21 protein-coding genes are annotated in these 26713 nt (G+C 64.5%); 16 read left to right on the top strand and 5 right to left on the bottom strand.

Features of this window, described 5'->3' with window-relative positions:
• Window positions 1–13: 13 nt before the first annotated feature.
• The 9 genes from CAF78_RS07760 (at window position 14) to CAF78_RS07720 (ending at window position 9463) form a co-directional block, all read left to right on the top strand.
• Window positions 14–763, top strand: coding sequence for a GntR family transcriptional regulator (locus CAF78_RS07760; RefSeq protein ID WP_085678516.1), 750 nt, complete (start codon window positions 14–16; stop codon window positions 761–763).
• Window positions 760–2484, top strand: a complete 1725-nt coding sequence (locus CAF78_RS07755; RefSeq protein WP_085678519.1) for a fumarate reductase/succinate dehydrogenase flavoprotein subunit — start codon at window positions 760–762, stop codon at window positions 2482–2484. Before CAF78_RS07760 ends, CAF78_RS07755 begins: the two co-directional genes overlap by 4 nt.
• A gap of 75 nt (window positions 2485–2559) precedes the next feature.
• Complete coding sequence (locus tag CAF78_RS07750) at window positions 2560–2805, top strand: ferredoxin family protein (RefSeq protein ID WP_008096634.1); 246 nt, start codon at window positions 2560–2562, stop codon at window positions 2803–2805.
• 123 nt (window positions 2806–2928) lie between these two features.
• Entirely contained in the window at window positions 2929–4335 is a 1407-nt protein-coding gene (locus CAF78_RS07745) for an ABC transporter substrate-binding protein (protein WP_085678522.1), read from the top strand.
• A gap of 15 nt (window positions 4336–4350) precedes the next feature.
• Window positions 4351–5133 carry an ABC transporter permease gene (locus CAF78_RS07740; RefSeq protein WP_085678525.1) on the top strand — a complete coding sequence of 261 codons (783 nt, stop codon included), beginning with the start codon at window positions 4351–4353 and terminating at the stop codon, window positions 5131–5133.
• Complete coding sequence (locus CAF78_RS07735; protein WP_085678529.1) at window positions 5133–5984, top strand: ABC transporter ATP-binding protein; 852 nt, start codon at window positions 5133–5135, stop codon at window positions 5982–5984. Before CAF78_RS07740 ends, CAF78_RS07735 begins: the two co-directional genes overlap by 1 nt.
• Window positions 5981–6946 (top strand): HEAT repeat domain-containing protein, encoded by a 966-nt coding sequence (locus tag CAF78_RS07730; RefSeq protein ID WP_085678532.1) that lies wholly within the window; start codon window positions 5981–5983, stop codon window positions 6944–6946. The genes CAF78_RS07735 and CAF78_RS07730 overlap by 4 nt, the downstream gene beginning before the upstream one ends.
• Window positions 6946–7227, top strand: a complete 282-nt coding sequence (locus CAF78_RS07725) for a gamma-butyrobetaine hydroxylase-like domain-containing protein (protein ID WP_085678534.1) — start codon at window positions 6946–6948, stop codon at window positions 7225–7227. The genes CAF78_RS07730 and CAF78_RS07725 overlap by 1 nt, the downstream gene beginning before the upstream one ends.
• Window positions 7228–7291: 64 nt before the next feature.
• The gene (locus CAF78_RS07720) at window positions 7292–9463 is read left to right on the top strand and encodes a dermonecrotic toxin domain-containing protein (RefSeq protein WP_085678537.1); all 2172 of its coding nucleotides are present in this window, start codon (window positions 7292–7294) and stop codon (window positions 9461–9463) included.
• On the opposite strand, the gene CAF78_RS07715 is transcribed toward CAF78_RS07720, so the two are convergent.
• On the bottom strand, window positions 9460–10323 hold the full coding sequence (locus CAF78_RS07715; protein WP_085678540.1) for an ABC transporter ATP-binding protein: 864 nt from the start codon (window positions 10321–10323) through the stop codon (window positions 9460–9462). The two genes, CAF78_RS07720 and CAF78_RS07715, sit on opposite strands and share 4 nt — an antisense overlap.
• Window positions 10320–11924, bottom strand: a complete 1605-nt coding sequence (locus CAF78_RS07710; protein WP_177408506.1) for an ABC transporter permease — start codon at window positions 11922–11924, stop codon at window positions 10320–10322. Before CAF78_RS07710 ends, CAF78_RS07715 begins: the two co-directional genes overlap by 4 nt.
• Window positions 11925–12221: 297 nt before the next feature.
• Here CAF78_RS07710 and CAF78_RS07705 point away from each other — a divergent pair, with 297 nt between their 5' ends.
• The gene (locus tag CAF78_RS07705; protein WP_085678543.1) at window positions 12222–13259 is read left to right on the top strand and encodes an ABC transporter substrate-binding protein; all 1038 of its coding nucleotides are present in this window, start codon (window positions 12222–12224) and stop codon (window positions 13257–13259) included.
• A 36-nt stretch (window positions 13260–13295) separates the two neighbouring features.
• Complete coding sequence (locus tag CAF78_RS07700; protein ID WP_085678546.1) at window positions 13296–14201, top strand: TauD/TfdA family dioxygenase; 906 nt, start codon at window positions 13296–13298, stop codon at window positions 14199–14201.
• A 118-nt stretch (window positions 14202–14319) separates the two neighbouring features.
• Here the strand turns inward: CAF78_RS07700 and CAF78_RS07695 are convergent, their stop codons facing one another.
• On the bottom strand, window positions 14320–15234 hold the full coding sequence (locus CAF78_RS07695; RefSeq protein ID WP_085678549.1) for a LysR family transcriptional regulator: 915 nt from the start codon (window positions 15232–15234) through the stop codon (window positions 14320–14322).
• Between the two features lie 193 nt (window positions 15235–15427).
• On the opposite strand from CAF78_RS07695, the gene CAF78_RS07690 reads away from it, so the two are divergent.
• From CAF78_RS07690 to CAF78_RS07670, 5 genes are all read left to right on the top strand, one after another.
• Window positions 15428–17764, top strand: a complete 2337-nt coding sequence (locus tag CAF78_RS07690) for a TonB-dependent receptor (protein ID WP_085678552.1) — start codon at window positions 15428–15430, stop codon at window positions 17762–17764.
• Between the two features lie 17 nt (window positions 17765–17781).
• Window positions 17782–19458 (top strand): aryl-sulfate sulfotransferase, encoded by a 1677-nt coding sequence (locus CAF78_RS07685; protein WP_085678554.1) that lies wholly within the window; start codon window positions 17782–17784, stop codon window positions 19456–19458.
• A 370-nt stretch (window positions 19459–19828) separates the two neighbouring features.
• Window positions 19829–21271 (top strand): NADP-dependent succinate-semialdehyde dehydrogenase, encoded by a 1443-nt coding sequence (gene gabD / locus CAF78_RS07680; RefSeq protein ID WP_027917646.1) that lies wholly within the window; start codon window positions 19829–19831, stop codon window positions 21269–21271.
• Between the two features lie 182 nt (window positions 21272–21453).
• On the top strand, window positions 21454–22731 hold the full coding sequence (gene gabT, locus CAF78_RS07675; RefSeq protein WP_085678557.1) for a 4-aminobutyrate--2-oxoglutarate transaminase: 1278 nt from the start codon (window positions 21454–21456) through the stop codon (window positions 22729–22731).
• 137 nt (window positions 22732–22868) lie between these two features.
• Window positions 22869–24131, top strand: a complete 1263-nt coding sequence (locus tag CAF78_RS07670) for a response regulator (RefSeq protein ID WP_085678560.1) — start codon at window positions 22869–22871, stop codon at window positions 24129–24131.
• Between the two features lie 127 nt (window positions 24132–24258).
• Here the strand turns inward: CAF78_RS07670 and CAF78_RS07665 are convergent, their stop codons facing one another.
• Both CAF78_RS07665 and desA read right to left on the bottom strand, forming a co-directional pair.
• The gene (locus CAF78_RS07665; RefSeq protein ID WP_085678576.1) at window positions 24259–25245 is read right to left on the bottom strand and encodes a sensor domain-containing diguanylate cyclase; all 987 of its coding nucleotides are present in this window, start codon (window positions 25243–25245) and stop codon (window positions 24259–24261) included.
• 141 nt (window positions 25246–25386) lie between these two features.
• Window positions 25387–26571 carry a delta-9 fatty acid desaturase DesA gene (desA, locus tag CAF78_RS07660; RefSeq protein ID WP_085678579.1) on the bottom strand — a complete coding sequence of 395 codons (1185 nt, stop codon included), beginning with the start codon at window positions 26569–26571 and terminating at the stop codon, window positions 25387–25389.
• Between the last annotated feature and the right edge of the window lie 142 nt (window positions 26572–26713).

Raw genomic sequence — 26713 nt, 5'->3', positions numbered from 1 at the left:
AGCGAAGAGACCCATGGCCGAACTGCTCCCCCTGTCCCCGGTACCGCTCTACACCCAGCTCAAGGAATTGCTGCGCGAGCGCATCCTCGACGGTACGTACCCACCGCATAGCCGCATGCCCTCGGAAAGCGAGCTGGGCAAGGCGTTTGATGTCAGCCGTATCACCGTGCGCCAGGCGCTGGGCGATCTGCAGAAAGAAGGGCTGATTTTCAAGATCCACGGCAAAGGCACCTTCGTCGCCAAGCCCAAGGCGTTCCAGAACGTCAGCACCCTGCAGGGGCTTGGCGAGTCGATGACGCAGATGGGCTACGAGGTGATCAACCGCCTGCGCAGCTTCCGCCATGTGCCGGCCAGTGCCCTGGTGGCCGCGCGCCTGCAGGTCGAGGAGGGCAGCCTGGTCACCGAGATCCGCCGGGTGCGGCTGATCAACCGCGAGCCGGTGTCGCTGGAGCTGACCTGGCTGCCCAAGGCCGTCGGTGAAAAGCTGGAAAAGGCCGACCTGGTCACCCGCGACATCTTCCTGCTGCTGGAGAACGACTGCGGCATCGCCCTCGGGCACGCCGACCTGGCCATCGATGCGGTGCTGGCCGACAGCGACCTGACCCAGGCGCTGGAGGTGGAGGAGGGCGCGCCGATCATGCGCATCGAGCGCCTGACCCACACCGCCGACGGCACACCGCTGGACTTCGAACACCTGTATTACCGCGGCGATGCCTTCCAGTACCGCCTGCGCATCGACCGCCAGAAGGGGAGCAAGGCATGAGCATCGAGACCCAGGACTACGACATCATCGTCATCGGCGGCGGCACCGCCGGGCCGATGGCGGCGATCAAGGCCAAGGAGCACGACAAGTACCTGCGCGTGCTGCTGCTGGACAAGGCCAACGTCAAGCGCAGCGGCGCCATCAGCATGGGCATGGACGGCCTGAACAACGCCATCATCCCCGGCCATGCCACGCCCGAGCAGTACACCAAGGAAATCACCGTGGCCAACGACGGCATCGTCAACCAGGCCGCCGTGCATGCCTACGCCACCCACAGTTTCGAAACCATCGAGCAGCTCGACCGCTGGGGGGTGAAGTTCGAGAAGGACGAGACCGGCGACTACGCGGTGAAGAAGGTCCATCACATGGGCGCCTACGTGCTGCCCATGCCCGAAGGCCACGACATCAAGAAGGTGCTGTACCGCCAGCTCAAGCGCGCCCGGGTCGAGATCAGCAACCGCATGGTCTGCACCCGTGTGCTGCTCGATGCCGAGGGCGCCGCTGCCGGTGTGCTGGGCTTCGATTGCCGCACCGGCGAGTTCCGCGTGGTCCGGGCCAAGGCGGTGATCCTCGCCTGCGGCGCCGCCGGGCGCCTGGGCCTGCCGTCGTCGGGTTACCTGATGGGCACCTACGAGAACCCGACCAATGCCGGTGACGGCTATGCCATGGCCTACCATGCCGGTGCCGAGCTGGCCAACCTCGAGTGCTTCCAGATCAACCCGCTGATCAAGGACTACAACGGCCCGGCTTGTGCCTATGTCACTGGCCCGCTGGGCGGCTACACCGCCAACAGCAAGGGCGAGCGCTTCATCGAATGCGACTACTGGAGCGGGCAGATGATGTGGGAGTTCCACCAGGAGCTCGAAGGCGGCAACGGCCCGGTGTTCCTCAAACTCGACCACCTGGCCGAGGAAACCATCCAGAACATCGAAGAGATCCTGCACAGCAACGAGCGCCCCAGCCGTGGCCAGTTCCATGCCGGGCGTGGCACCGACTACCGCCAGCACATGGTCGAGATGCATATCTCCGAGATCGGCTTCTGCTCGGGGCATTCGGCCTCGGGGGTGTGGGTCAACGAGAAGGCCGAGACCAGCGTCAAAGGCCTGTATGCCGCCGGTGACATGGCGGCGGTGCCGCACAACTACATGCTCGGCGCCTTCACATACGGCTGGTTTGCCGGTGTGAACGCCGCTCAATACGTGGCCGGGCGGGAACTGGCCGAGGTCGACCACGCGCAAGTCGAGCGCGAACGCGCACGGGTATTTGCCCCACTGCACCGTGAGCATGGCCTGCCGCCGGCGCAGGTGGAATACAAGCTGCGACGCATGGTGAACGACTACCTGCAGCCGCCGAAGGTGACCAGGAAAATGGAAATCGGCCTGGCGCGCTTTGCCGAGATCGAGCGTGATCTCGAGCAGATGAAAGCCAGCAACCCGCATGAGCTGATGCGGGCCATGGAAGTCTCGGTGATCCGCGATTGTGCGGAGATGGCGGCGCGCGCCTCGTTGTTCCGCGAGGAGAGCCGCTGGGGCCTGTACCACCACCGGGTGGACTTTCCCGAACGCAACGATGCCGAGTGGTTCTGCCATTGCCACCTGAAAAAAGGTGAGAACGGTGAAATGACCAGTTTCAAGAAAGCAGTCGAGCCGTACCTGATCGCGCTGGATGCCCAGGAACAGACTGCCTATGACCGGTTGAGAGTCAAAGCCAATGCCGCCTGAGCGACACCTCCCACAGGGAAATGTGCAAGCCTCTAGATGAAAGGGTGCCCATGAAGGCCCCAAGGACCCCGTGAAATGGCCTACCAGCCCCAGGAAATCTTCTTTCGCAGCAGCGCCCCGGTGACCATCGACGAAGACAAGTGCATCGCCGAAAAAGGCTGCACCGTCTGTGTCGAGGTCTGTCCCATGGACCTGCTGGCGATCAACCCGGCCACGCAAAAGGCCTACATGGCCTTCGACGAGTGCTGGTACTGCATGCCCTGCGAGAAAGACTGCCCCACCGGCGCGGTCAAGGTCGATATCCCGTACCTGCTGCGCTGATGCAACCCCGCCATCCGGCGAACCACCGGACGCGCCTCCTGCAATGCCCCCCTCGTTTCCCACCACCCAAGCCCGGTGGCGGAGACGATTACACAACTCAAAACGATTCGAGGGGAAACACCCATGCGCCTTGTAGCAACCGTGGCCGGCCTCGCGCTGGCGCTCACCGGCCTGAACGCCAGCGCCGAAACCATCCGCATCGCCATCGGCACCCAGGACACCACCATCAACTGCGCCACTGGCGGCCTGCTGATCCGCGAGCTGGGCCTGCTCGACAAGTACCTGCCGCACGATGGCAAGTACAAGGATGCCCAGTACCAGATCGAGTGGAAGAACTTCACCAGTGGCGCGCCGCTCACCAACGAGATGGTCGCCGGCAAGCTCGACTTCGGCGCCATGGCCGATTTCCCCGGCTCGCTCAACGGCGTCGCGCACCTGGATGCCGGCAAGCGCAGCCTGTTCATCAGCGTGCTGTCGGGCAGTGTGCATGGCAGCGGCAACGGTATTGTCGTGCCGGCAGCGTCGAAGGTGCAGTCGCTGGCTGAACTGAAGGGCAAGACCATTTCCGTGCCGTTCGCCTCCACCGCCCACGGTATGCTGCTGCGCGCCGTCGCGGCCCAGGGCTGGGACCCGCAGAAGGACGTGCGAATCATCGCCCAGGCGCCGGAGATCGCCGGTTCCGCCCTGCGCAGCAACCGCATCGACGCCCACGCCGATTTCGTGCCGTTCGCCGAGCTGTTCCCCAACCGCGGTTTTGCCCGCAAGGTCTACGACGGTGCCCAGGCCAACGCGCCGACCTTCCACGGCGCGCTGGTGGACGCCGACTATGCGAAGAAATACCCGGAGGTGGTCACCGCCTACCTGCGCGCCAGCCTGGAAGCCGACCGCCTGATCGCTGCAGAACCGGAAAAATACAGCGAACTGATCGAGAAGGTCACCGGCATCGAGGCCGAGGTCAATTACCTGTTCCACGGCCCGCTCGGCCTGCAGACCCGCGACCTGACCTGGAAGCCTGAATACCGCCAGGCGGTAACCACCTCCATCGACACGCTCAAGCTGCTGAAGAAGACCGACCGCGGCCTCGACACCGACCAGTTCATCGACGACCAGTACATCCGCGCGGCCTTCAAGCAGGCCGGCCTGGATTACGACAAGGCGCTGAAGCACTACGACCCACTGCCGCTCAAGGCCAACGATGCGCTCACCGGCAAGCCGATCACCGACTTCAGCCGCCTGGCGCAGATCTGGGTACGCGGTGAAGACAAGGTACGCCACTACGCCTCGCCGGAAGCGGCCCTCGGCGCGCTGGCCCAGCTGGAACAGGAAGGCAAGGACATCCGCGCGATCTACGCCCAGGCTGCCGACAGCGGCATCAAGCTGCTCGCCAACCAGGCCTGGTTCGTGCGCAATGCCCACGGCGAGCTGGCCGCCTTCCTGCTCAAGGACCAGGCCGAACAGTACGCCAAGGCCCATGGTGGTGAAGCGCTGGACTTCGTCAGTGCCAACCAGAAGCTGGTCGCCCAGCGCTGACCGGGAGGCACCGAGATGACCCGCGACCTCAAGCGCTGGCCCGTGCGCCTGGCTTCGCTGCTGGCCTGCCTGCTGTTCTGGCAGGTGGCGGCCAGCGTCAAGCTGGACCTTGGCCTGCTGACCTTCACCTACGTCCCCACGCCGCAGGCGGTGCTGGCGGCGGCCTGGCAGTTGCTGACCTCCAGCGCGCTGCTGGCGCACCTGGGCAGCAGCCTGTCGCGGGTGTTTACCGGATATGCCGCTGCGGCGCTGCTGGGGGTGGCCCTGGGCCTGCTGATCGGCCGCTCGAAATGGGCCGAGGACACCTTGCTGCCGCCACTCGAAGTGCTGCGGCCAATACCGGCGGTGGCGTGGATCCCGCTGGCGATCCTGATGTTCCCCTCGTCGGAGCTGTCGATGGTGTTCATCACCTTCACCGGTGCGCTGTTCCCGATCCTGCTCAACACCGTGCATGGCGCGGATGCCGTCGACCCGCGCCTGGTGGCGTCGGCGCGCAGCCTCGGTGCCGGGCGTTGGGCGATCCTGCGCGAAGTGGTACTGCCCGGCGCGTTGCCGAGCATCGTCACCGGCCTTGCCATCGGCATGGGCACCTCGTGGTTCTGCCTGGTCACTGCCGAGATGATCGCCGGGCAGTTCGGCATCGGCTACTACACCTGGGAGTCCTACACCTTGCAGAACTACCCCGACATCATCGTCGGCATGCTGCTGATCGGCGTGCTGGGCATGGGCAGCAGCGCCTTGGTCAAGCGCCTCGGCGCATTCGCCACGCCTTGGTACCGCACGCGGAGGGCCAGCTGATGAACAGTTATCAACAGGTGCCCGGGCGCATCGATGGGCATGGCCTGTCGATTCGACTGGGGCAGGGCCGTGAAGCCTTCGAGGCGGTGCAGCGCCTGGACTTTGCCGTGGCGCCAGGGGAGTTCGTCTGTATCCTCGGGCCGTCCGGCTGTGGCAAGTCGACCTTGCTCGGCGCCCTGGCCGGGCACCTGGTGCCAAGCAGCGGCCAACTGAACGTGGATGGCCAGGCCATCGCCGAGCCGTCGCCGCAGCGCGGCATGGTGTTCCAGCACCACACCTTGCTGCCGTGGCGCAGCGTGCTCGACAACGTCGCCTTCGGCCTGAAGATGCAAGGCCTGGGCAAGGCCGAGCGCCGCCAGCAGGCACGCGAGATGCTGCAGCTGGTGGGGCTGGCCGACTTCGCCGAGCGCTGGCCCAGCCAGTTGTCCGGCGGTATGCAGCAGCGTGCCGAGATCGCCCGGGTGCTGATCAACCGCCCGCGCCTGCTGCTGATGGACGAGCCTTTCGGCGCCCTGGATGCGCAAACCCGCTCGCGCATGCAGGAGCTGCTGCTGGATATCTGGGCGCGCATCCGCACCACCGTGGTGTTCGTCACCCACGATATCGACGAAGCCCTGTTCCTGGCCGACCGCATTCTGGTGATGAGCCCGCGCCCCGGTCGCTTCATCGAAGACCTGCGCCTGGACTTTGCCCGCCCGCGCCGCGCCAGCCTGCTGACCAGCCCTGAATTCACCCACCTCAAACGCCATTGCCTGGCCTTGCTGCGCCATGAAGAGGGCCGCGAACTGCCGCGCCTGACGCCACTTGGCCTGCCAGCCACCGACCATCCGCCGCTCAGGATCGCGCTATGACTGTACGAAGCACCGACAACTCCGAAATTCTCGCACTGCTGCCACGCCTCGAAGCCGACGACGCCGGCGTGCGGCGCATTGCCTTGATCGAACTGGCCGACCTGGAAGACCCCGATGCCTTGCCGTGGCTGACCGATGCCCTGTTGGTCGATGGCGCTGACGACGTGCGCGCCGAGGCCGCGCGCCTGCTGGAAGCCTGGGAGGAGCCGGAAGTGGTTCAGGCTTTGTGCGCTGCGCTGGCGGATGCTGCCGAAGCCGTACGCCTGGCTGCCGCGCAGAGCCTCAGCGAGCTGAAGAGCCCGGAAGCCGGGCAGTTGATTCTGCCGTGGACGACCCACGCCGATGGCTTCGTCCGCGCCAGTGCCTTGCGCGCCCTGCGTGAGTTGCGCCTGGACGACGCTGCCGGGCCTGCGCTGCGGGCGCTGGAGGACCACGACGCGGCAGTGCGGCGAGAAGCCGTGGGTATTCTGGGGTGGCTCAAGCACGCGCCGGCGCTGCCTGCCTTGGCGAAGCTGGCCGAGCACGAGCCCGACACCGAGGTACGCCGTGCCGCGATTGGCGCCTTGGGGCTTGCGCGTGATCTTACTGTGTTGCCGGCGCTGGTTGGCGCCCTGCGCGATGCCGCCTGGCAAGTGCGCGAAGAAGCCGCGACGACGCTGGGCAAGGTGGGCCATGCTCAGGCGGGGCCGGCACTGGTGGCGGCGCTGGGCGATGGCTTCTGGCAAGTACGCCTGCGCGCTGCCCGCTCATTGGGCCGCTTGCGTCATGGCGAGGCGCTTGATGCCCTGGCCGACTTGCTCGGCCATGGCATTGCCAACCTGCGCAAGGAAGCCGCGCTGGCGCTCGGCGAACTGGGGCAAGCCCGTGCCTTGCCGGTGTTGCAGGCGGCTGAGGCGGACAGCGATCCAGAAGTGCGCAAGGCCGTGCGCATCGCCTTGGCGCAGCTGCGCGGGGCTGCGTGATGAACAGCCCGAGCGCAATACGCAACCAACGCGAGGCAGGCCAGCTGACCGTGCGCTGGCAGGATGCCGAGCAGGTCATCAGCCACGCCCGCTTGCGCGGCGCCTGCCCGTGCTCGCAATGCCGCGCCGCCCGCTTGCGAGGGGCAATCGGCGTGGTGCAGGACGGTGTACGGGTAGAGCGCATCGAGCCGCAGGGTTACGGCGTGCAACTGTTGTTCAGCGATGGGCACCAACGGGGTATCTACCCCTGGGACTACTTGCGCGGGCTAGGGGTGGCATAGCTGTACCCCATTCATTGCCTCGGGTCGGAGCAGTTTCAAGGCTTTCGAACCGAGGAACATAAGCATGAGCGACCCCTACGAGCAGAGCCTGGCGTGGCTCAAGGACGCCAAGGTGATTGTGGAAAAGGCCCGGCGATACCGCGAGGCATTTCCTGATTTGCATTCGCTGGCGCATGAGCAGGCAAGCGCGTACCTGTCGATGCAGACCGGCCTGGCACTGGACCCCGACCAGGTGTGGTGGCACCACTTCCGTACGGGGGACAACCGGCGAGCCCGCTGCTTTACCGGCTGGACCCACCACCATGCACCGGTCAGCTCGCTGACCTTTACCGAGTTGTGGATCAGGCGGCTTGATGTCGAGGTGCAGGATGAAGATGCCGATGCGATCTTCCGCTTGAATGGGTTTTACCATGCAGGCCCGGACGCGAAGGCATACGGTGCGGACAATGAAGTTAAGCTCGACCCGGTGCAGGTCAGGGGGCATTTCTGGGATCTCGACTTTGCCAGCGTGGTGCGTGAGCGCACGGATCGGTTCTGGCGCAGTGAAGGCAGGGACTTGCCGTTGCTGCTCAAGGTTCGTTTCATCGCCGCCATCGAAAGCAGCCTCGCCGATGGCCATATCACCACCGAGGATCGCCAGCGGCTATGGGTCTGGTTGGGGCTGGAGGCCGGGAAGCGTCTGAGCCTGGCCAGCTTGCAAGGCCCGGGCGGCGGCGGAACCTATTCCGTTCGGTACTACCCGATGCACGGTGGGGGGCACCTGCTGACCTTCGCTGTCCCCAATGGCCGTTTTCTTCTCTATACCCCGACGGCGGACGTGGTACTGCGGGCATTCGATGACGTAGCCGCTTTGCGCAGCTGGGTGTCCGGGCGTTTGCACGCGGAAGATGGGCAGCGCTGGTACGACGCCCTGCACCAGCCGTACGCCCAGGTTGACGAAGCCACGCGCAAGGCAGGGCTGCAGAAACTGCGTGAGCGCAGCGGCACGGGCCCGGTGCCACACTGGCCGTTTGGCTTGGGCGCCGAAGTCTCTCGGCCGCTGTTCGAGCAGATGGCTGACTGGGTCAAGGAGGACATTGAAGCCAGCCACCGTGTTCTGGTCTCCAACAGCGACCTGCGCAAGCAGCTCTGGCGCCATGAGCTGGGCATGGTGATCGCTCTACTGAGTGTGTTCACCCTGGCGTGGCAGCCCTACGGCATGGTGCTGCTCGTGCTCGGCAGCATTCGCCTGGCGCTGGATATCGATGCGTTGGTGCATGCTCCAACCAAGGCTCAACGCATCGAAGTCTTCACTTCAGCGCTGTGCGATGTGCTGGTGATAGCGTTTTCGGCGTTCTCGGTGCTGCCGAAGGGCGCTCCAGAACAGTGGGATGCTTACATGGAGGTGGATGACACCGCCAGCGACCTGGTTTCGCGTGCTGTGCGCCAGCGCCACAGGGGCTTGCTGAACCGGGCCGACCTGCCCGAGTTCGAAGGGCACATGGCGCCGATGGACGAATTCGGCACGCCGCATGTGGAGCGCCAAGGCGAGCGCTTCTACAGCTTCAGGCACGAAGGTGAAGTGCACAACAACCTGATCGAGCAATACAGTGGGCACATGGCCAAGGTCAACGATGTATTCAGCATCGGTAGGCAGCGCCTGGCTGCGATACCTGAAGACGAGCTGCGGGCCTACCTCGACAACCTGTTCGACTCGATGGAGCAACTCCCTGGCAGCGGCGCCAAGGTGCTGTGGCGCGGAGGCCGTGGCCCGCGTGTGACCATCGGGGAGCGCTGGCGGGCCGGGGCAATTCGCCAAGGCGACGTGCTGGTCAGCACCGACATCACGTCCTTTACCGAGAGCCCGTTCATCCCGCGCCGGTTCATGCTGCCCAAGGAGGCGGTCGACCTGCCGCTGGAACAGGTGGCGGGGCATTTCGACGACAACACGGTGTTGTACGAACTGCTCGCCGATGGCCAGGCCAGTGGCGTGCCGGTGGCCTCTTTGTCGTTGAACTGGCAGGAGGCGGAAGTACTGTTCACACCCGGGCGTTACTTCCAGATCGAGTCTGCTGGCGAGGTCGGCGGTGCGCATTACCGTTTCCTGCGCATCCGCTTGCGGGAAGTCGCCAAGCCTGCAGGCAAACCGGTCTACGCCATGCGCACCGGCTTGCCCTTCGACCGCCAGGCTTACCAGCAGCTGGTGCAGCATGACGCTGTGGTCGAGCGATTCTTCCCGGCTGCGCAGTGGCCCTAGAGGGCGATCAGCTCTGGCCGCAACCCTTCTACCCGGCGTGCCGGCGGCGGCAGGTAGCCGCCGTCTCCGGTAATCTGGTGCAGGACCTTTTCGCGCAGCCCATGCAACGCCACACCGGTGCGCAGGCGCGGGTGCGGCAGGTCGACGTCCACCACCGACTTGATGCGACCGGGGCGCGGCTCCAGCACCACGACCCGGTCGGCCAGGTAGGTAGCTTCTTCGGCATCGTGGGTCACCAGCAAGGTGGTGATGCCGGCGCGTTCGCGGATAGCCAGCAGTTCGTCCTGCAATTGCTGGCGGGTCAGTGCATCGAGCGCGCCGAACGGCTCGTCGAGCAGCAGGATGCGCGGGCTGGCCACCAGGCCACGGGCAATCGCCACGCGCTGGGCCATGCCGCCGGACAGCTGGTGCGGGTAGGCCGATTCGAAACCGACCAGGCCCACCAGTTGCACGAACTCGTGCACACGCCGGGCGCGCTCGCCCTGGCTGAGGTGTTCGTTGACCAGGCCCAGGCCGATGTTCTGCTCCACCGTCAGCCAGGGGAACAGGCGATGTTCCTGAAACACGATGCCACGCTCGCCGCCGATGCCGCTGACCGCCTGGCCATCGACGCGGATGCTGCCGCTGTATTCGGTGTCCAGACCGACCAGCAGGCGCAGCAAGGTCGACTTGCCGCAGCCCGAGGCGCCAACGATGGCGATGAACTCGCCTTCGTTGATGGCCAGGTTGAAGTTGCGGATGGCCTCGAAGGGCTGGCCATCGACGCTGAAGGTTTTGCCGACGCCTTCGAAGCTGACCAGCGGTGGCGTGGTGTCGGCCTGGTTGGCCGCGAGCAGGTGTGAGGCATTGAAGGCATTCATGCGGTTCTCCAGCGCGTGGCGCGCGATTCGAGGCGTTGACCGAGGGCGCCGAGCAGGGCGCCGACCAGGCCGATCAGGACCATCGCGGCCATGACCTGGTCCATGCGGAACAGTTGCTGGGCGCCGATCATCAGGCTGGCGATGCCGCCGTCCGAGGGCATGAAGTACTCGGCGCCGATGGTGCCGAGCCAGGCATAGATCAGCGACAGGCGCAGGCCGGCAAAAATGGCCGGGGCAGCACCCGGCAACACCAGCAGGCGCAGGCGTTGCCACAGGTTCAGGCGTAGCGTGCGGGCCGCCTCGCCCAGTTGTGGCGACAGGCTGGCGATACCACGTTGGGTGGCGATCAGCAGTGGAAAGAATGCAGCCAGGCCGACGAACACGTTCTTGGCCCCTTCGCCCAGGCCGAACCAGGCGGTGAGCAAGGGTACCCAGGCGAACAGTGCCACCTGGCGCAGGGCCGAAAAGCTTGGCCCGAAAAGGCGTTCTGCGTGGTGGGACAGCCCCAGCAACAGCCCGCTGAGCAAGCCGGCGCCGCCGCCCAGGAGCAGGCCGGTCAGGGTGCGCTGCAGGCTCAGCAGCATGGCCTCTGGCAGCGAACCATCGGCCAGGCCGCTGAACAGTGTGTGCAATACGTTCAGCGGGGAAGTGAGGATGTTCGGGTCGACCCAGCCGAAGCTGTTGCTGGCCTGCCACAGCGCCAGCAGTGCCGCCGGGAGCAGCAGGCTTTGCCAGCCCCGAGGAATGGGCCCGCGCTGTTGTTCGCCGGTGGCCGGTTGCGGCCAGTACAGCAGGCGCTTTTCCAGGGTCGAGAAGCCACGTTCCAGCAGCGCGCCGACCAGGCCGATCACCAGGATGCACAACAGCACCAGGTCGAGCATGAACAGCTGCCGGCCCCAGACCATCAGGTAACCGATGCCTTCGCTGGAGGCCAGCAATTCAACGGCCAGCAACGAGGTCCAGCCAGTCGCCAGGGCCAGGCGCACGCCGGTGAGGAAGGCGGGCAGGGCGGCCGGCAGCAGCAGGCGCAGGAACAACAGATGGCGTGGCAGGCGCAGGGCGGCGGCGGCTTCGCGCAGCTTGGGCTGGGCATCGCGCACGCCAACCAGGGTGTGCAAGGTGACCGGCACCACCACCGCCTTCACCAGCACCACCAGCTTGAGCAGTTCGCCGATACCGAAGAACAGCATGAACAGCGGGATCCAGGCCAGGGTGGGGATCTGCGCCAAGGCCACGAAGGTCGGCAGCACCAAGGTCTGCGCATGGCGTGAGGTGCCCAGCCAGGTGCCGAGCAGCAAGCCGCTGCTGATGCCCGCCAACAGCCCCCAGAGCAGCCGCTGCAGACTTATCCACAAGTGCCCCCAGAGCTCACCGGAGCCAAACTCCAGCGCGCTCTGCCACACCAGCGACGGTGCCGGCAGGATCTGCTCGCTCATCCAGTGCTGCCGGCTCGCCACCACCCACAGCAGCGCAATCAACGCTGGCAGCAACCAAGGTAGAGCCCGCTTCCCGGAGAGGATGCGGGCCCTGTGGGAGCGGCCTTGCGCCGCGAATGGGCCGTGCAGCGGCCCCCCCCGATTCCTGCTCAGAACTCCATTCATCGGCCATCTCTCGAAGCGTTCCAATGTTATTCACTTATGGAATTAAAAATTCACACAAGTGACTTTCAAGAGATAAGAGCATGCAAGCCATGCATGCGGAACCCCCTTGTCATTGCGTTTTGCTCATATTTTCCATGCGTTTCCCGCAAGCCCCCCCGCGCCCCGCATGGTTCCTCATTTATGTCTTTCAGTTACTAAAAAATGAAATTTTGATCTTTGTAGGTTCTAACCAGACCTGCCTAGCTTCTGGCCAAAGCGCCGGCCATCGCCGGTGGCAGCCTGCCAAGGAGCCTTGCCATGAAAACCCCACTGCGCCACCTGATCACCGCCCTCGGTCTGGCCTTCAGCCTGGGCGCCCACGCTGCCGAGCCGGCCAAGCCAGAGAGCATCCGCATCGCCGTGCCTGACCTGAGCGCTGGCAGCAAGCACAGTGCTGGCGGCGTGGTCGATGTGCTGCGTGACCAGCAACTGCTGGAAAAGGAATTCGCCAAAGACGGCATCCGTATCGACTGGCACTTCTTCAAGGGCGCAGGCCCTGTGGTCAACGAAGCCCTGGCCAACGGCCAGGCCGACTTCGCCTACCTGGGCGACCTGGCGGCGATCGTCGGCAAGGCCAATGGCCTCGATACCCGCGTGCTGTCAGCCGGCGTGCGTGGGGTGAAGAGCTACCTGGGCGTGGTACCGGGCTCCGGCATCAAGACCCTGCACGACCTCAAGGGCAAGCGTGTGGCGGTGTTCCGCGGCACCGCCAACCAGCTGTCGTTCGCCAGCGCGTTGGCCAGCCAAGGGCTGTCCGAGCGTGACCTGAAAGTGATCAACCTGGATTTCAACGCCGCCAACGCGGCGCTGGCCGCCAAACAGATCGACGCCACCTGGGGCCTGTCCAGCCTGCTGTCGCTGCGTGAGCGCGGGCTGGTCGAGTTGCCGGTCAATTCCCGCGATCTGGCAGGTGCCGGCAGCACCCAGGCGGTATTGCTCGGCACGGGCGATTTCATCCGCAAGTACCCCGATCTGGTACAGCGCCTGGTCAATGCCCAGGAGCAGGCCACCAGCTGGCTGCGCGACGAGCACAACCGCGACGCCTACGTCGACCTGGTGGCCAGCAACGCCAATTGGCCACGCAGCATCCTCAGTGATGACCTGGCCCAGGAAGACCTCGCCCATTACTTCGATCCACGGCTGGACGCCGACTTTGTCGCCCAGTTGCAGCAGGGCGTCGACCTGGCTGCCCGCGAGCGCCTGATCCGCCGCGGCTTCCAGGTTTCCGAGTGGATCGAGCCGCGCTTCCTCGATAGCGCACTGCAACACCAACAGGCCGTGCAGGCCGCCCGCTGAACCCACAACCCGACCATGACCGCAAGGACCACGACCATGAGCAATGCCGCACAGGCCTTAGCGCCACACGCCCTCGAACTCGACATCCACCCGGTTGCCGGCCGCATCGGCGCCGAAATCCGTGGGCTGAAGCTGTCCGCCGACCTGGATGCCGCCATCGTTGACGCCATCCAGGCCGCCCTGGTGAAACACAAGGTGATCTTCTTCCGTGGCCAGACCCACCTGGACGACCTGAACCAGGAAGGCTTTGCCAAGCTGCTCGGCGAACCGGTCGCCCACCCCACCGTACCGGTGGTGGATGGCACCAGCTACCTGCTGCAGCTGGACGGCGCCGAAGGCCAGCGGGCCAACTCCTGGCACACCGACGTGACCTTCGTCGATGCCTACCCCAAAGCCTCGATCCTGCGCAGCGTGGTGGCGCCGGCTTCCGGTGGCGATACCGTGTGGGCCAACACGGCGGCGGCCTACCAGGAGCTGCCCGAGCCGCTGCGCGAGCTGGCCGACAAACTGTGGGCGGTGCACAGCAATGAATACGATTATGCGAGCATCAAGCCCGATGTCGACCCGGCGAAGCTTGAGCGTTATCGCAAGGTGTTCACCTCGACCGTGTACGAAACCGAGCACCCGGTGGTGCGGGTGCACCCGATCAGTGGGGAACGGGCGTTGCAGCTGGGGCACTTCGTGAAGCGCATCAAGGGCTATTCATTGGCCGACTCGCAGCACCTGTTCGCGGTACTGCAGGGGCATGTGACGCGGCTGGAGAACACCGTGCGCTGGCGCTGGCAGGCGGGGGATGTGGCGATCTGGGATAACCGCGCCACGCAGCATTATGCGGTGGATGACTACGGTACCCAGCCGCGGGTGGTGCGCCGTGTGACCCTGGCCGGCGAGGTGCCGGTTGGTGTTGATGGGCAGTTGAGCCGGACTATCCACAAGGCATGAGCTCTGTAGGGTACTTCTGTGGGAGCGGGCTTGCCCGCGAAGCCGGCACCGCGATGGATGGCACCGGCTCTGCCGGTGTTCGCGGGCAAGCCCGCTCCCACAGGGGCCTTTTGGCCCCTCAGATCTCGGTGTCACAGGCAATCAGCTGCCTGACCAACCCCTGCGCCAGTGGCGACAAGCCATATCCCACCCGGCTCACCACCCCATAGCGGGTGTAGAACGCCTCTTCCTGCTCCGGTGCCAGGTCCACCAGTTGCAACGCCACCAGTCCCCGCTCCATCTGGTAAGGCCGCAAGTTGGCATTGCAGGCGATGCCAATGGTGTCCGAATGCATCACCACGTTCAGCAGCGCATAGCCATGCTCGCACTCCACCGTCGGCAGAAAATCCTGGCGCCCGCTGAGGTCGCTGAGGATCTTGCGGATGTTCGGCGGGCGGAAAGTGGTCGCCAGGGGGTAGTCGAACACATCCCGTGCACGTACCTCGGCCTGCTCGGTCAGCGGGTGCCCGGCCCGGCAGCAGAAGTGCCAGCGCTGCGGTGCCAGCTTGTGCACGCGGTAATCCGGGTCGGACTCGAACTGGCGGGTGTCGGCAACGAAGAACTCGATTTCCTCGGCGATCAGCTTGCGGTTCAGCGCCTGCCAGTTATCCACCTGGAAACAGGTGCGCGCCGCCGGGTACTCGGCGACGAAGCGTGCCACCGCCCGTGGCACCAGGCCGCCGGCGGGTGCCGGGCCGGAGCCGAAGCGCACCACACCTGTGGTGGCGCCGTTGAACTGATGGATCTCGTTGACCAGGTTGTGCGCGCCATGCACCAGGCGCCGCGAGTGCTCCAGCACCAGCAACCCTTGGCGGGTAGGGGAGAGTTCCTTGCTGGCGCGGTCGACCAGGCGGCAGCCGATGTTGTGCTCCAGGGTCTGGATGCTGCGGCTGAAGGCCGATTGCGACAGGTTCACCGCAGCCGCTGCGGCGACGAAGCTGCGGTGCTCGACAAGGGCGATGAAGTGGCGGAGCTGGCGGAGGTCGATATGCATTTTCTACATGAAAACTTTCGGTCGAATGCAATTGATGAAGTGGGTTACCCACCTTATAAAGGGAGTCACTTATTCCACAAAATATGAATTACAAATATTTATATCTCTTAAAAGAATATAAGCCCATCTGACCGCGATTCGGTTCCGCCAACGGAAATGCTCGCCCAGGGCCCATGCCTCAAGGAGCATCTGCATGTCCGGACTTTCCCGTTGGCCTGCGCGCGCGTCGCGTTTCACCTTGCAACCCTTGGCCGCCGGCGTGTTGCTGGCAGCATCCAACGGCAGCTTCGCCGAAGAGCCCGTCAGCGTTACCCCGGCTGTAGAGCAGGAGGCCAAGCTCGGCACGGTCACGGTCAATGCCCGCCGCCGTGAAGAAACCGCCCAGAGCGTGCCCACGCCGATCAGCGTGCTCAGCAGCGAAACCCTGGAAACCCAGCGCATCTACCGTGTGCAGGATTTGCAACAGCTGGTGCCCAGCACCAACGTCGCCTATGTGCATGCACGCCAGTCGAGCATCTCGATTCGTGGCCTGGGCAACAACCCGGCCAGCGATGGCCTGGAAGGCAGCGTCGGCATCTACCTGGACAACGTCTACCTGGGCCGCCCGGGCATGGCCGTGTTCGACCTGCTCGACGTCGAGCAGCTGGAAGTGCTGCGCGGCCCGCAGGGCACGCTGTTCGGCAAGAACACCACGGCAGGCGTGCTGAACATCACCACGCGCAAACCGACCTTCCACCCGGAGGGGAGCATCCAGCAATCGATTGGCGAGGATGGCTACCTGCAGACCCAGGGCAGCTACTCCGGGCCGATCACCGAGACGCTGGCCGGGCGCATCAGTGCCTATCACACCGAGGACGATGGCTATGTGAAGAACATCCACAACGGTGATGATCTCAACGGCGGCAAGCGCCAGGGCTTTCGTACCCAGTTGCTGTTCGAGCCGAGCGAAACCTTCAACCTGCGCTGGATCGGCGAATACAACGAGGAAGACTCCAACAACGGCATCCTCAGCCTGTACAGCACCGGGCCGACCATCAACGGCGTCAACCGCTACGAGAGCCTGGCCGCCCAGGCGGGCGCCACGCTGGTGTCGGGCAAGGACCGCAAGGTCAACTTCGATGCCGATCAACAGGTGACGGTGTTCCAGGGTGGGACCTCGGTGGAGGCCAACTGGACCCTGCCCAACGACTTCACCCTGACCTCGATCAGCGCCTATCGCTGGTGGGATTTCACCCCGCGCAACGACGACGGCCTCGATGTGCCGGTGTTCTACAGCGCGGGGGTGTCGGTACGCGACAAGCAATACTCCCAGGAAATCCGCCTGGCTTCGCCTACCGGTGGCTTGTTCGACTATGTGCTCGGCGCGTACTACTTCAAGCAGGACCTAGACAACAAGTCCTTCACGTATTACGGCCCCCAGGCCGACATCTGGAACATCACCCCGGCGGGCGCCCTGGCCAACGTCAATACCATCGGCAACGGCCATATCGATACCGACAGCTACGCGCTGTTCGCCCAAGGTACCTGGCACCTTACCGACCGCCTGGACTTCACCGCCGGTATCCGCGGCACCTACGAGGAAAAGAGCGCCTGGGTGACCCGCGATGCGCCAACCGGCGGAGCCGCCGTGACCGGGGCCGCCGCCGCTGCGCGCCAGGGCAGGGTAGGGGCGTACGACTCGGGTGACCTCAACCAGTACAGCTTCAGCCCCTCCGGCCTGCTGGGCCTGAGCTACCGCTTCAACGAGCAACTGCTCGGTTATGCCACCCTCACCCACGGTGAGAAGTCCGGCGGTATCAACCTCACGGTCGGTGCCGCGCCACGCTTGGGTACCGACTCGCTGCTGGTCGGTACCGAGCGGGTCAACAACGCCGAACTGGGCCTGAAAAGCTCGCTGTTCGACGACCGCCTGCAGCTCAATACCAACCTGTTCTGGGCCGAGGTGCACGGTTATCAGGCCAACGTCTACGACCAGATCAACCGCGTGCAGTACCTGGCCAACGCCGGCAGCGTGCGCTCGCGCGGGCTGGAATTCGAAGCCACGGCGCTGCCGATCCGCGGCCTGACGGTCAACTTCAATGGTTCGTGGAATGACGTGCGCTACACCGACTACAAGGATGCTCCATGCCCGCCTGAGGTGAGCCTGGCCAATGCCACCGCCACCTGCGACCTGTCCGGCCACCAGGTGGTCGGCGCCTCCAAGTACATCGCCAACCTCAACGGCGAATACAAGTGGCAGGCCAGCCAGCACGTCGAGCCCTATGTCACGGCCAGCTACGCGTTCCGTTCAAAAGCCGTGGGCACCATCGACGATTCCGACTTCGGCCAGATCCCCAGCTACGCGCTGGTCAACCTCTCAGCCGGTGTGCGCCTGGACCAGGGCGACGGCGTGGTCGACCTGTCGCTGTGGGTGAAGAACGCCGGCGACAAGACCTATTTCACCAGCCTGTGGAACTCCGCCAACGGTGGTTATGCCGGCGTGCTCGGTACCCCGCGCACCTTCGGCGCCACCGCCCGTTACGACTTCTGAGCACAAGGAGCTTTGCCATGAATGCCAAGACCGAAACCCCCGCGCTGCCTGAAGGCGCCTGCCTCACTGCCAAAGTCCCCGAGCGCGGCGAGGCGCTGCTCGGCGATGTGGTGGTCAACCCCTACCGCCTGGCACCGCTGACCGCGATCATCCGCGACGGTGGTCGCAGCCTGAGCGCCGCCCATGTGCGGGTGCGCGGCAAGGGCGAGCGCGGTGTGGACATCACCTACGAGGTGTCCGAACGCTCGCTGTGGACCTATGGCGGCATCCCGGTATTCGGCCTGTACCCGGATCACGTCAACCAGGTGGAAGTGACCTACAAGCTCGACGGCGAGCGCATCCGCGAGCAGTACCAGATCTACGCCCCGGCCGTGCGCCTGCCGGTGGTGGCGAAACAGACGGCCGCACTGCCGCAGGTGGAACCGGTCAAGGTGGCGCCAGGCTTCGAGCAGCGCCTGTACCTGTTCAACCACCTGCAAGGTGACATCCCCGGCGGCCGCGCCTTCAAGTGGAACGGCCTGGGCGGCGCTGCCGAGTGGGACCAGGTCGGCAACAACTGGATCGCCGACAGCAACGGTGATGTGCGCTGGTACCTGGATATCGAGCAGATCCACGATTCCAACCGTCGCGACGGCCTGGGCGGGACCATGGGCTTCCAGCAGACCCGCGACGGCAAGCTGATCTGGGGCCAGGGCCAGACCTACTCCAAGTACGACCTGCTCGGCCGGCGCATCTGGCAGCGCACCCTGCCGGACAAGTTTGCCGACTTCTCCCACGAGATCCGCGAAACCAGCAACGGCACCTACCTGCTGCGAGTCGGCACCAGCGACTACCGTCGCCCGGATGGCAAGCGGGTACGCTCGATCCGCGACCACATCATCGAGGTCAGCGAAGCAGGCGACGTACTGGACTTCTGGGACCTGAACCAGATCCTCGATCCCTATCGCGGCGACCTGCTGGAAACCCTGGGCAAGGCGGCCATCCAGCTGCCCGAAGGCGTGCAGAAACAGGATGACCGGCTGGCCAACGAACTGGCCGAAGGCAACTTGCCGTTCGGCGATACCCCGGGGGTAGGCACCGGGCGTAACTGGGCACACGTCAATGCCATTGACTACGACGCCGATGACGACAGCATTATCGTTTCAGCGCGGCATCAGGGCGTGGTGAAGATCGGGCGAGACAAGCAGGTGAAGTGGATTCTCGCTTCGCCACAAGGCTGGCCGCAGCATCTGCGCGAGAAGGTGCTGACCCCGGTCGAGAGCGAAGGCTTCGACTGGTCCTGGACCCAGCACACCGCCTGGCTTACCGGCAAAGGTACACTGACCGTGTTCGACAACGGCTGGGGGCGCGACTTTGCGCCGACCAAGCTGAGCGGAAACTACAGCCGGGCGGTCGAGTACAAGATCGATGAAGCCAAGGGCAGGGTGGAGCAGGTGTGGGAGTACGGCAAGGAACGCGGCGACGAGTGGTACAGCCCGGTGACCTCGGTGGTGGCCTACCGGCCGGAGACCGACACACAGTTCATCTATTCGGCATCGGTGAATTTCCTCACGCCCGAGAAACTGACCACCACGGTGCTCAATGAAGTGCGTCGTGGCACCCAGGAGGTATTGGTGGAACTCAAGGTCCACAGCCGCCAGCCTGGCTCGGTTGGCTACCGGGCGCTGGTGATCGACCTGGCCAAGGCATTCTGATCGATTCCTGCCGGGAGGGCCGTCGGTCCTCCCATCACATTTCCTTCAGCTGCATCGTCTAACCTGTACCGACCTCTTCTCGGGCAAGTCGGGGCGCCGAACCGCCGCTCCCACAGGATCTCCACAGTTTTCAGTGCCTGTGCAGTACCTGTGGGAGCGGCGGTTCGGCGCCCCGACTTGCCCGCGAAGCGGCCGGTTGCCACTGTGCAGAATCATGAATTTTTACCCAGTCTGTTCGACCATTCGTTCTTTTTTTCGAACAGCCTATTGTCCAACACCCCAGCAGCCGCTTAGCATTCGTTTGAGATTTCAAACGCTCGATGCCCTGCCTTGGGCGCTTTTCAAACAATCAACAATTCGGGAAGCCGACATGCAGCTCAAAGACGCTCAGTTGTTCCGCCAGCAAGCCTTCATCAACGGTGAGTGGCTGGATGCGGACAGCGGCCAGACCATCAATGTGACCAACCCGGCCACTGGTGAAGTCATCGGTACCGTGCCGAAGATGGGCACCGCGGAAACCCGCCGCGCCATCGAAGCTGCCGACAAGGCCCTGCCGGCCTGGCGCGCACTGACCGCCAAGGAGCGTTCGAACAAGCTGCGTCGCTGGTTCGAACTGATGATCGAGAACCAGGACGACCTGGCTCGCCTGATGACCACCGAACAAGGCAAGCCGCTGGCCGAAGCCAAGGGCGAAATCGCCTACGCCGCCTCGTTCATCGAGTGGTTCGCCGAAGAAGCCAAGCGCGTCTACGGTGACACCATCCCAGGCCACCAGCCAGACAAGCGCCTGATCGTCATCAAGCAGCCGATCGGCGTTACCGCGGCCATCACCCCGTGGAACTTCCCGGCCGCGATGATCACCCGTAAAGCCGGCCCGGCCCTGGCCGCTGGCTGCACCATGGTGCTCAAGCCTGCTTCGCAGACCCCGTACTCCGCCCTGGCCCTGGTCGAGCTGGCCACCCGCGCCGGCATCCCGGCGGGTGTGCTGAGCGTGGTTACCGGCAGCGCTGGCGAAGTCGGCGGCGAGCTGACCGGCAACTCCCTGGTACGCAAGCTGTCCTTCACCGGCTCGACCGAAATCGGCCGCCAGCTGATGGAAGAATGCGCCAAGGACATCAAGAAGGTTTCCCTGGAGCTGGGTGGCAACGCCCCGTTCATCGTGTTCGACGACGCCGACCTGGACAAGGCGGTCGAGGGCGCGATCATCTCCAAGTACCGCAACAACGGCCAGACCTGCGTCTGCGCCAACCGTATCTACGTGCAGGACGGCGTCTACGACGCGTTCGCCCAGAAGCTGGCCGCTGCAGTCGCCAAGCTGAAGATCGGTAACGGCCTGGAAGAAGGCACCACCACTGGCCCGCTGATCGACGGCAAGGCTGTCGCCAAGGTCCAGGAACACATCGAAGACGCCGTTGGCAAAGGCGCCAAGGTGCTGTCCGGTGGCAAGCTGATCGAAGGCAACTTCTTCGAACCGACCATTCTGGTCGACGTGCCGAAAACCGCTGCAGTCGCCAAGGAAGAGACCTTCGGCCCACTGGCGCCGCTGTTCCGCTTCAAAGACGAAGCCGAAGTCATCGCCATGTCCAACGACACCGAATTCGGCCTGGCCTCGTACTTCTACGCCCGTGACATGAGCCGTGTGTTCCGTGTTGCCGAGGCCCTGGAATACGGCATGGTGGGTATCAACACCGGCCTGATCTCCAACGAAGTCGCGCCATTCGGCGGCATCAAGGCTTCGGGCCTGGGCCGCGAAGGCTCCAAGTACGGTATCGAGGACTACCTCGAAATCAAATACCTGTGCATCAGCGTCTGATCGCCGGGTAAACGGTTTTACCTCTGCCAGCGGGGCGCGAGAGCGACGTCTCGCTGGCCTTTTTGACATCGCAGTACCTGGTGGCCAGGGCGTTCACGGCAGTCGATCAACGAATACTGTTCGCGAGCACACCCAGCCACCCCCGAATAAAAGCGCCGCTGATCGGCGCAAATGAGGGCACCATGAGCAAGACCAACGAATCCTTGATGCAACGTCGTGTAGCCGCCGTCCCACGTGGCGTTGGCCAAATTCACCCGATCTTCGTCGAATCGGCGAAGAACTCGACAGTGATCGACGTTGAAGGCCGCGAACTGATCGACTTCGCCGGCGGCATCGCAGTACTGAACACCGGCCACCTGCACCCGAAAGTGGTTGCAGCTGTGCAAGAGCAGCTGACCAAGGTCAGCCACACCTGCTTCCAGGTGCTGGCCTACGAGCCTTACGTCGAGCTGTGCGAGAAGATCAACAAGCTGGTCCCAGGTGACTTCGACAAGAAGACCCTGCTGGTTTCCACCGGCTCCGAAGCCGTCGAGAACGCCGTCAAGATCGCCCGTGCCGCCACTGGCCGCGCTGGCGTGATCGCCTTCACCGGCGGTTACCACGGCCGTACCATGATGACCCTGGGCCTGACCGGCAAGGTCGTGCCGTACTCCGCTGGCATGGGCCTGATGCCAGGCGGCATCTTCCGCGCCCTGTTCCCGAGCGAACTGCACGGTGTGAGCGTTGACGACGCCATCGCTTCGGTCGAGCGCATCTTCAAGAACGACGCCGAGCCGCGCGACATCGCCGCGATCATCCTCGAGCCCGTACAAGGCGAAGGCGGCTTCCTGCCAGCGCCGAAAGAGCTGATGAAGCGCCTGCGCGAGCTGTGCGACAAGCACGGCATCCTGCTGATCGCCGACGAAGTGCAGACCGGCGCTGGCCGTACCGGCACCTTCTTCGCCATGGAACAGATGGGCGTCGCGCCTGACCTGACCACCTTCGCCAAATCCATCGCTGGCGGCTTCCCGCTGGCCGGTGTGTGCGGCAAGGCCGAGATCATGGACGCCATCGCTCCGGGCGGCCTGGGCGGCACCTACGCCGGCTCGCCGATCGCCTGCGCCGCGGCCCTGGCCGTTATCCAGGTGTTCGAGGAAGAAAAACTGCTGGACCGCAGCAAGGCTGTCGGTGAGCGCCTGACCACTGGCCTGCGCGAAATCCAGAAGAAGCACCCGATCATCGGCGACGTCCGCGGTCTGGGCTCGATGATCGCTGTGGAAGTCTTCGAAAAAGGCACCCACACCCCGAACGCTGCTGCCGTTGCCCAGGTTGTGGCCAAGGCACGCGACAAGGGTCTGATCCTGCTGTCCTGCGGTACTTACGGCAACGTCCTGCGTATCCTGGTTCCGCTGACCGCCGAAGACGCGCTGCTGGACAAAGGCCTGGCCATCATCGAAGAGTGCTTCGCTGAACTCGCCTGATGTGATGCGCTTCTAAAAAAAACCCGCTTCGGCGGGTTTTTTTTGTGCCCAGAAAAGCCGTGTGACGCTATGGTTGTGGGAGGATTTGCCTTGGAAGCTGCGAAGGACTGTGTGTCAGGGATATTCAGGAGTTGGCCATGAGTGCTGCAGACCCCACGCCGCCGTGCGTATTGATTGCCGAAGGCGACCCTTGGGTACGCGAAATGCTGAGCGAAATGTTGCTCAGTGTGCGTTGTGATGCGCGCTTGCAGGTCTGCGCCGACGGCTCTGAAGCGCTTACGGCGCTGGCCAGCAAACCCGACCTGATCATCGCTGCGCGCGAACTGTCGGGCTTCGATGGCCTTGACCTGCTGCGCAAGGTGCGCGCCAAGGGCCCGGGGCTGCCGTTCATTCTCATGAGCAACCGCAGCGACAGCGCCAGCGTGCGCGAAGCGTTGCCGCTGCACCCCACGGCCTACCTGAGCAAGCCGCTGAACCTGGACAAGCTGCGCAAGAGCCTGGAAGAGCTGCTGCTGGCCGTGGGCGAGCAGATCGCCTGCCCGGTGCCGCCGTTGCAGCCTGGCGCCAACCTGCCGGCCTACCTCGAACAGCGCCGCGCCACCGCCGATGGCGGGCCGCTGTTCGCTGACGTGCAGGTGGCGATCAAGCGCGCACTCAACCCGCAGGGCCTGAACCTCAAGGTGCTCGAAGAGGAAGTGCGCGACGACCCGCAGATCACGGCGGTGCTCATCGCCGCTGCCAACAGTGCCAGCCTGCACCGTGACGCACCGGTGCAGACGCTGATGCAGGCGCTGAACAAGCTCGGCAGCACCCAGAGCATGAACCTGATTCTCGGGCTCACCCTCAAGCGCAGCGCACGCCTGAGTGACCCGCTGCTGACGCAACATGCCACGCATTACTGGAACCTGTCGCTGCACACGGCCGAATACGCCCGTACGCTGGCGCGCATGCTCGAGCTGGATCAGGAGCGCTGCTATTGTGCCGGCCTGCTGCATTGCCTGGGCGACCTGGCGGTGTTGCGCTGCCTGCAGGAGTGGCGCCTGGCCGGTGGTGAGCTGGACGAGGACCGGGTGCAGCAGTCGCTCAACGAGTTTGGCGCAGCATTCGGCTCGGCGTTGCGTACCCGCTGGCGCCTGCCGCTGAGCCTGCGCGAGCTGATCGCGGCGATCTACCAGCTGGGTGGCGGGGTGTATTCGCGGGAGATCCTGGCCTTGAACCTGGCCGGGCAACTGGCGCGGCTGCCGGCGGATCAGGGGCTGGAGAAGATCGCCAGCAACAAGACGGCACGCTTGCTGAAGGTTGGGCTGCCTGAGCTCAACCGGTTGCGCAAGGTGGAGAATCCTGAGGTGAAACCGCAGGGTGAGGAACCGCCTGCTCCTGAAGCGCCAGCTTCGACTTGAGATATTGGGGCCGCTTCGCAGCCCTTCGCGGGCGAGCCCGCTCCCACAGGAATGGTAGAGCTCTAGAGGGCGGCGCCGTACTTTGTGGGAGCGGGCTTGCCCGCGAAGGGCTGCGCAGCAGCCCCAGTCAGCCTCGGACTATCTGGTTCTTGCCTTGCCGCTTGGCCCGGTACATCGCCGCATCGGCACGGGCGAACAAGCTGTCCAGCGACTCGTCTTCGTCCGTCAGCCCGGTCAGCCCCTGGCTCACCGTGACGCAGTACGTTTCATCACCATGGCTGAAGCCCTGCCGCTGAATCTCCCGTTGCAGGCGCTCGGCAATCTGCTCGGCCACCTGTGCATTGCAGCCCGGGAACACCGCCGCGAACTCCTCGCCACCGATACGCCCGAACAGGTCGCCACGGCGTAGCACGGCCTTGCCGCTGTCGGCGATACGCTGCAATACCTGGTCGCCTTCCTGGTGCCCGTAGCTGTCGTTGATGCGCTTGAAGTCGTCGATGTCCAGCAGCAGGAAGGCCAGTGGCGTGCCGTCTTCACGGGCACTGTCGAAGGCTTGCTGGGCGCATTCGAAGAAGTGCCGGCGGTTGCTGCTCTGGGTCAGCACGTCGGTGGTGGCCAGGCGCTGCAGTTCGCCTTCGAGCTGCTTCTTTTCGGTGATGTCTTCGGCGATGCCGACGATGATCACCCGCTCGCCGTCGCTCTGCTGGTTGATGTAGCACTTGTCGCTGAGCCAGCGCACCTGGCCGCTGGCGTTGAGGATGCGGTATTCGCGGTCTTCCACTGCGCCCTTGAGCAGCACCTGCGCCAAGCTGCGTTCGGCGAATTCCAGGTCGTCGGGGTAGATGCTGTCGCGCCATTCGTTGTAGTCGGCCAGCACCAGGCTGGCCGGGCGACCGAAGATGCGTTCGTAGGCGGGGCTGACGTAGAGCACCTGGCGGGTCTCCCAGTCGAAGGCCCAGAGCACGGCGTTGACGCTGTCGAGCAGCGAGCTGTAGAGCTGTTCGCGTTCACTCAGGCGGGCGACCTCGCCCTGGGCGTGGAGCAGGGCCAGCAAGGTTTGTGCGGCTTCGGGAGGCGGGGTACCTGACAACGACGGAGGAAGGTTCTTGGCCATGAGCACGGAGCAGTTCTCATTGATAAGGCGCGCGGCCACGGACCGGCCCGCCACGCGGGCGATATGCCGGGTTTGAGTGGATTTTCAGGGGGGAAGTTCCAGCAGGCACGCCCCGTTGCAGGGCGTGCCGATCAGCGGCTATCAGGCGCCAGTGGGGCGCAGGGAATAGGTTTTCAGCTGTGCTGCGAAGTCGCGCAGGGCATGGATGCCACTGGCCTCGGCCTCGTGCACCCAGTCCTTCATGGCCGCCAGCATGTCGTGGCCGTTGGCGCTGGTACGGGCCCAGATCTGTTGCAGGGCCAGGCGCTTCTCGTAGATGGTCTTCAGTGCCTGGCTGTGGGCAAGCATACGCTCGATGCGCACGTGGTGGCGGTCTTCCAACAGGCTGGTTTCCCGCGACAGCAGGCGTTTGGCACGGCGGAAACGGTGGCGTACCGAAGCATCGACCTTGGCCAGTTCCTGCTTGACCAGCGGGCCGATCACCAGCTTGCGGTACTGGGCCATGATCTGGAAGCGGTTGTTGAGGATGGCCATGGCTGTGTCCATGTCCAGGCTGGCTTTGCCTTCGACGCGGTGGGCGATGGGCGCCACACGCTGCACCTTGGCCAGGCGCAGCAGGCAGAACAGGCGGATCCACGCCCAGCCCATGTCGAACTCCCAACGCTTGACCGAGAGCTTGGCCGAGTTGGGGTAGGTGTGGTGGTTGTTGTGCAGTTCTTCGCCACCGATGACGATACCCCACGGCACCAGGTTGGTGGCGGCGTCGCGGCATTCGAAATTGCGGTAGCCGACCGCGTGGCCCAGGCCATTCACCACCCCGGCGGCCCAGAACGGAATCCACATCATCTGCACCGCCCAGATGGTGATGCCGATGGTGCCGAACAGCAGCAGGTCGATGACCGCCATCAGCACGATGCCGCCGAGCTTGTAGCGTGAGTAGAGGTTGCGCTCGATCCAGTCTTCCGGGCAGTTCTTGCCGTAGATGCGCAGGGTCTCGGGGTTGCGCGCCTCTTCGCGGTAGAGTTCGGCGCCTTTGCGCAACACCGTGCCAAGGCCCTTGTACACCGGGCTGTGTGGGTCGTCCGGGGTTTCGCACTTGGCGTGGTGCTTGCGGTGCACGGCCGTCCATTCGCGGGTGTTCTGCGCCGTGGTCAGCCACAGCCAGAAACGGAAGAAGTGCTTGAGCGCGCCATTGAGTTCCAGGGCGCGGTGGGCGGAGTAGCGATGCAGGTAGATCGTGACGCTGACGATGGTCACGTGGGTCATCAGCAGGGTGACGCCCACCAGTTGCCAGGCCGACAAGTCGAGCAGACCGTTGTACCACATAGGTGTAGAAGCCCTCGGGAATGCAGGGAGAAGGGTGTGATTATCCCTTGGCGGGGAAATAAAACCAGTCACCCTTTCAGATAGGAAGTCACGGCATGTTTCAGCCTTTATAATGCCCCATCCTTTTTCATGGGCTTTCCCC

The organism is Pseudomonas sp. R28(2017) (assembly GCF_002112505.1).
Taxonomy (GTDB): Bacteria; Pseudomonadota; Gammaproteobacteria; order Pseudomonadales; family Pseudomonadaceae; genus Aquipseudomonas.
The sequence above is the reverse complement of the archived record's forward strand: the minus strand, read 5'-3'. Positions and strand labels throughout refer to the sequence as shown.

What these genes read in the sequence shown, in the direction of transcription:
- CAF78_RS07760 (WP_085678516.1), top strand. Translation starts at nt 14, where the DNA reads ATGGCCGAACTGCTCCCCCTGTCCCCGGTACCGCTCTACACCCAGCTC.
- CAF78_RS07755 (WP_085678519.1), top strand. Translation starts at nt 760, where the DNA reads ATGAGCATCGAGACCCAGGACTACGACATCATCGTCATCGGCGGCGGC.
- CAF78_RS07750 (WP_008096634.1), top strand. Translation starts at nt 2,560, where the DNA reads ATGGCCTACCAGCCCCAGGAAATCTTCTTTCGCAGCAGCGCCCCGGTG.
- CAF78_RS07745 (WP_085678522.1), top strand. Translation starts at nt 2,929, where the DNA reads ATGCGCCTTGTAGCAACCGTGGCCGGCCTCGCGCTGGCGCTCACCGGC.
- CAF78_RS07740 (WP_085678525.1), top strand. Translation starts at nt 4,351, where the DNA reads ATGACCCGCGACCTCAAGCGCTGGCCCGTGCGCCTGGCTTCGCTGCTG.
- CAF78_RS07735 (WP_085678529.1), top strand. Translation starts at nt 5,133, where the DNA reads ATGAACAGTTATCAACAGGTGCCCGGGCGCATCGATGGGCATGGCCTG.
- CAF78_RS07730 (WP_085678532.1), top strand. Translation starts at nt 5,981, where the DNA reads ATGACTGTACGAAGCACCGACAACTCCGAAATTCTCGCACTGCTGCCA.
- CAF78_RS07725 (WP_085678534.1), top strand. Translation starts at nt 6,946, where the DNA reads ATGAACAGCCCGAGCGCAATACGCAACCAACGCGAGGCAGGCCAGCTG.
- CAF78_RS07720 (WP_085678537.1), top strand. Translation starts at nt 7,292, where the DNA reads ATGAGCGACCCCTACGAGCAGAGCCTGGCGTGGCTCAAGGACGCCAAG.
- CAF78_RS07715 (WP_085678540.1), bottom strand. Translation starts at nt 10,323, where the DNA reads ATGAATGCCTTCAATGCCTCACACCTGCTCGCGGCCAACCAGGCCGAC.
- CAF78_RS07710 (WP_177408506.1), bottom strand. Translation starts at nt 11,924, where the DNA reads ATGAATGGAGTTCTGAGCAGGAATCGGGGGGGGCCGCTGCACGGCCCA.
- CAF78_RS07705 (WP_085678543.1), top strand. Translation starts at nt 12,222, where the DNA reads ATGAAAACCCCACTGCGCCACCTGATCACCGCCCTCGGTCTGGCCTTC.
- CAF78_RS07700 (WP_085678546.1), top strand. Translation starts at nt 13,296, where the DNA reads ATGAGCAATGCCGCACAGGCCTTAGCGCCACACGCCCTCGAACTCGAC.
- CAF78_RS07695 (WP_085678549.1), bottom strand. Translation starts at nt 15,234, where the DNA reads ATGCATATCGACCTCCGCCAGCTCCGCCACTTCATCGCCCTTGTCGAG.
- CAF78_RS07690 (WP_085678552.1), top strand. Translation starts at nt 15,428, where the DNA reads ATGTCCGGACTTTCCCGTTGGCCTGCGCGCGCGTCGCGTTTCACCTTG.
- CAF78_RS07685 (WP_085678554.1), top strand. Translation starts at nt 17,782, where the DNA reads ATGAATGCCAAGACCGAAACCCCCGCGCTGCCTGAAGGCGCCTGCCTC.
- gabD (WP_027917646.1), top strand. Translation starts at nt 19,829, where the DNA reads ATGCAGCTCAAAGACGCTCAGTTGTTCCGCCAGCAAGCCTTCATCAAC.
- gabT (WP_085678557.1), top strand. Translation starts at nt 21,454, where the DNA reads ATGAGCAAGACCAACGAATCCTTGATGCAACGTCGTGTAGCCGCCGTC.
- CAF78_RS07670 (WP_085678560.1), top strand. Translation starts at nt 22,869, where the DNA reads ATGAGTGCTGCAGACCCCACGCCGCCGTGCGTATTGATTGCCGAAGGC.
- CAF78_RS07665 (WP_085678576.1), bottom strand. Translation starts at nt 25,245, where the DNA reads ATGGCCAAGAACCTTCCTCCGTCGTTGTCAGGTACCCCGCCTCCCGAA.
- desA (WP_085678579.1), bottom strand. Translation starts at nt 26,571, where the DNA reads ATGTGGTACAACGGTCTGCTCGACTTGTCGGCCTGGCAACTGGTGGGC.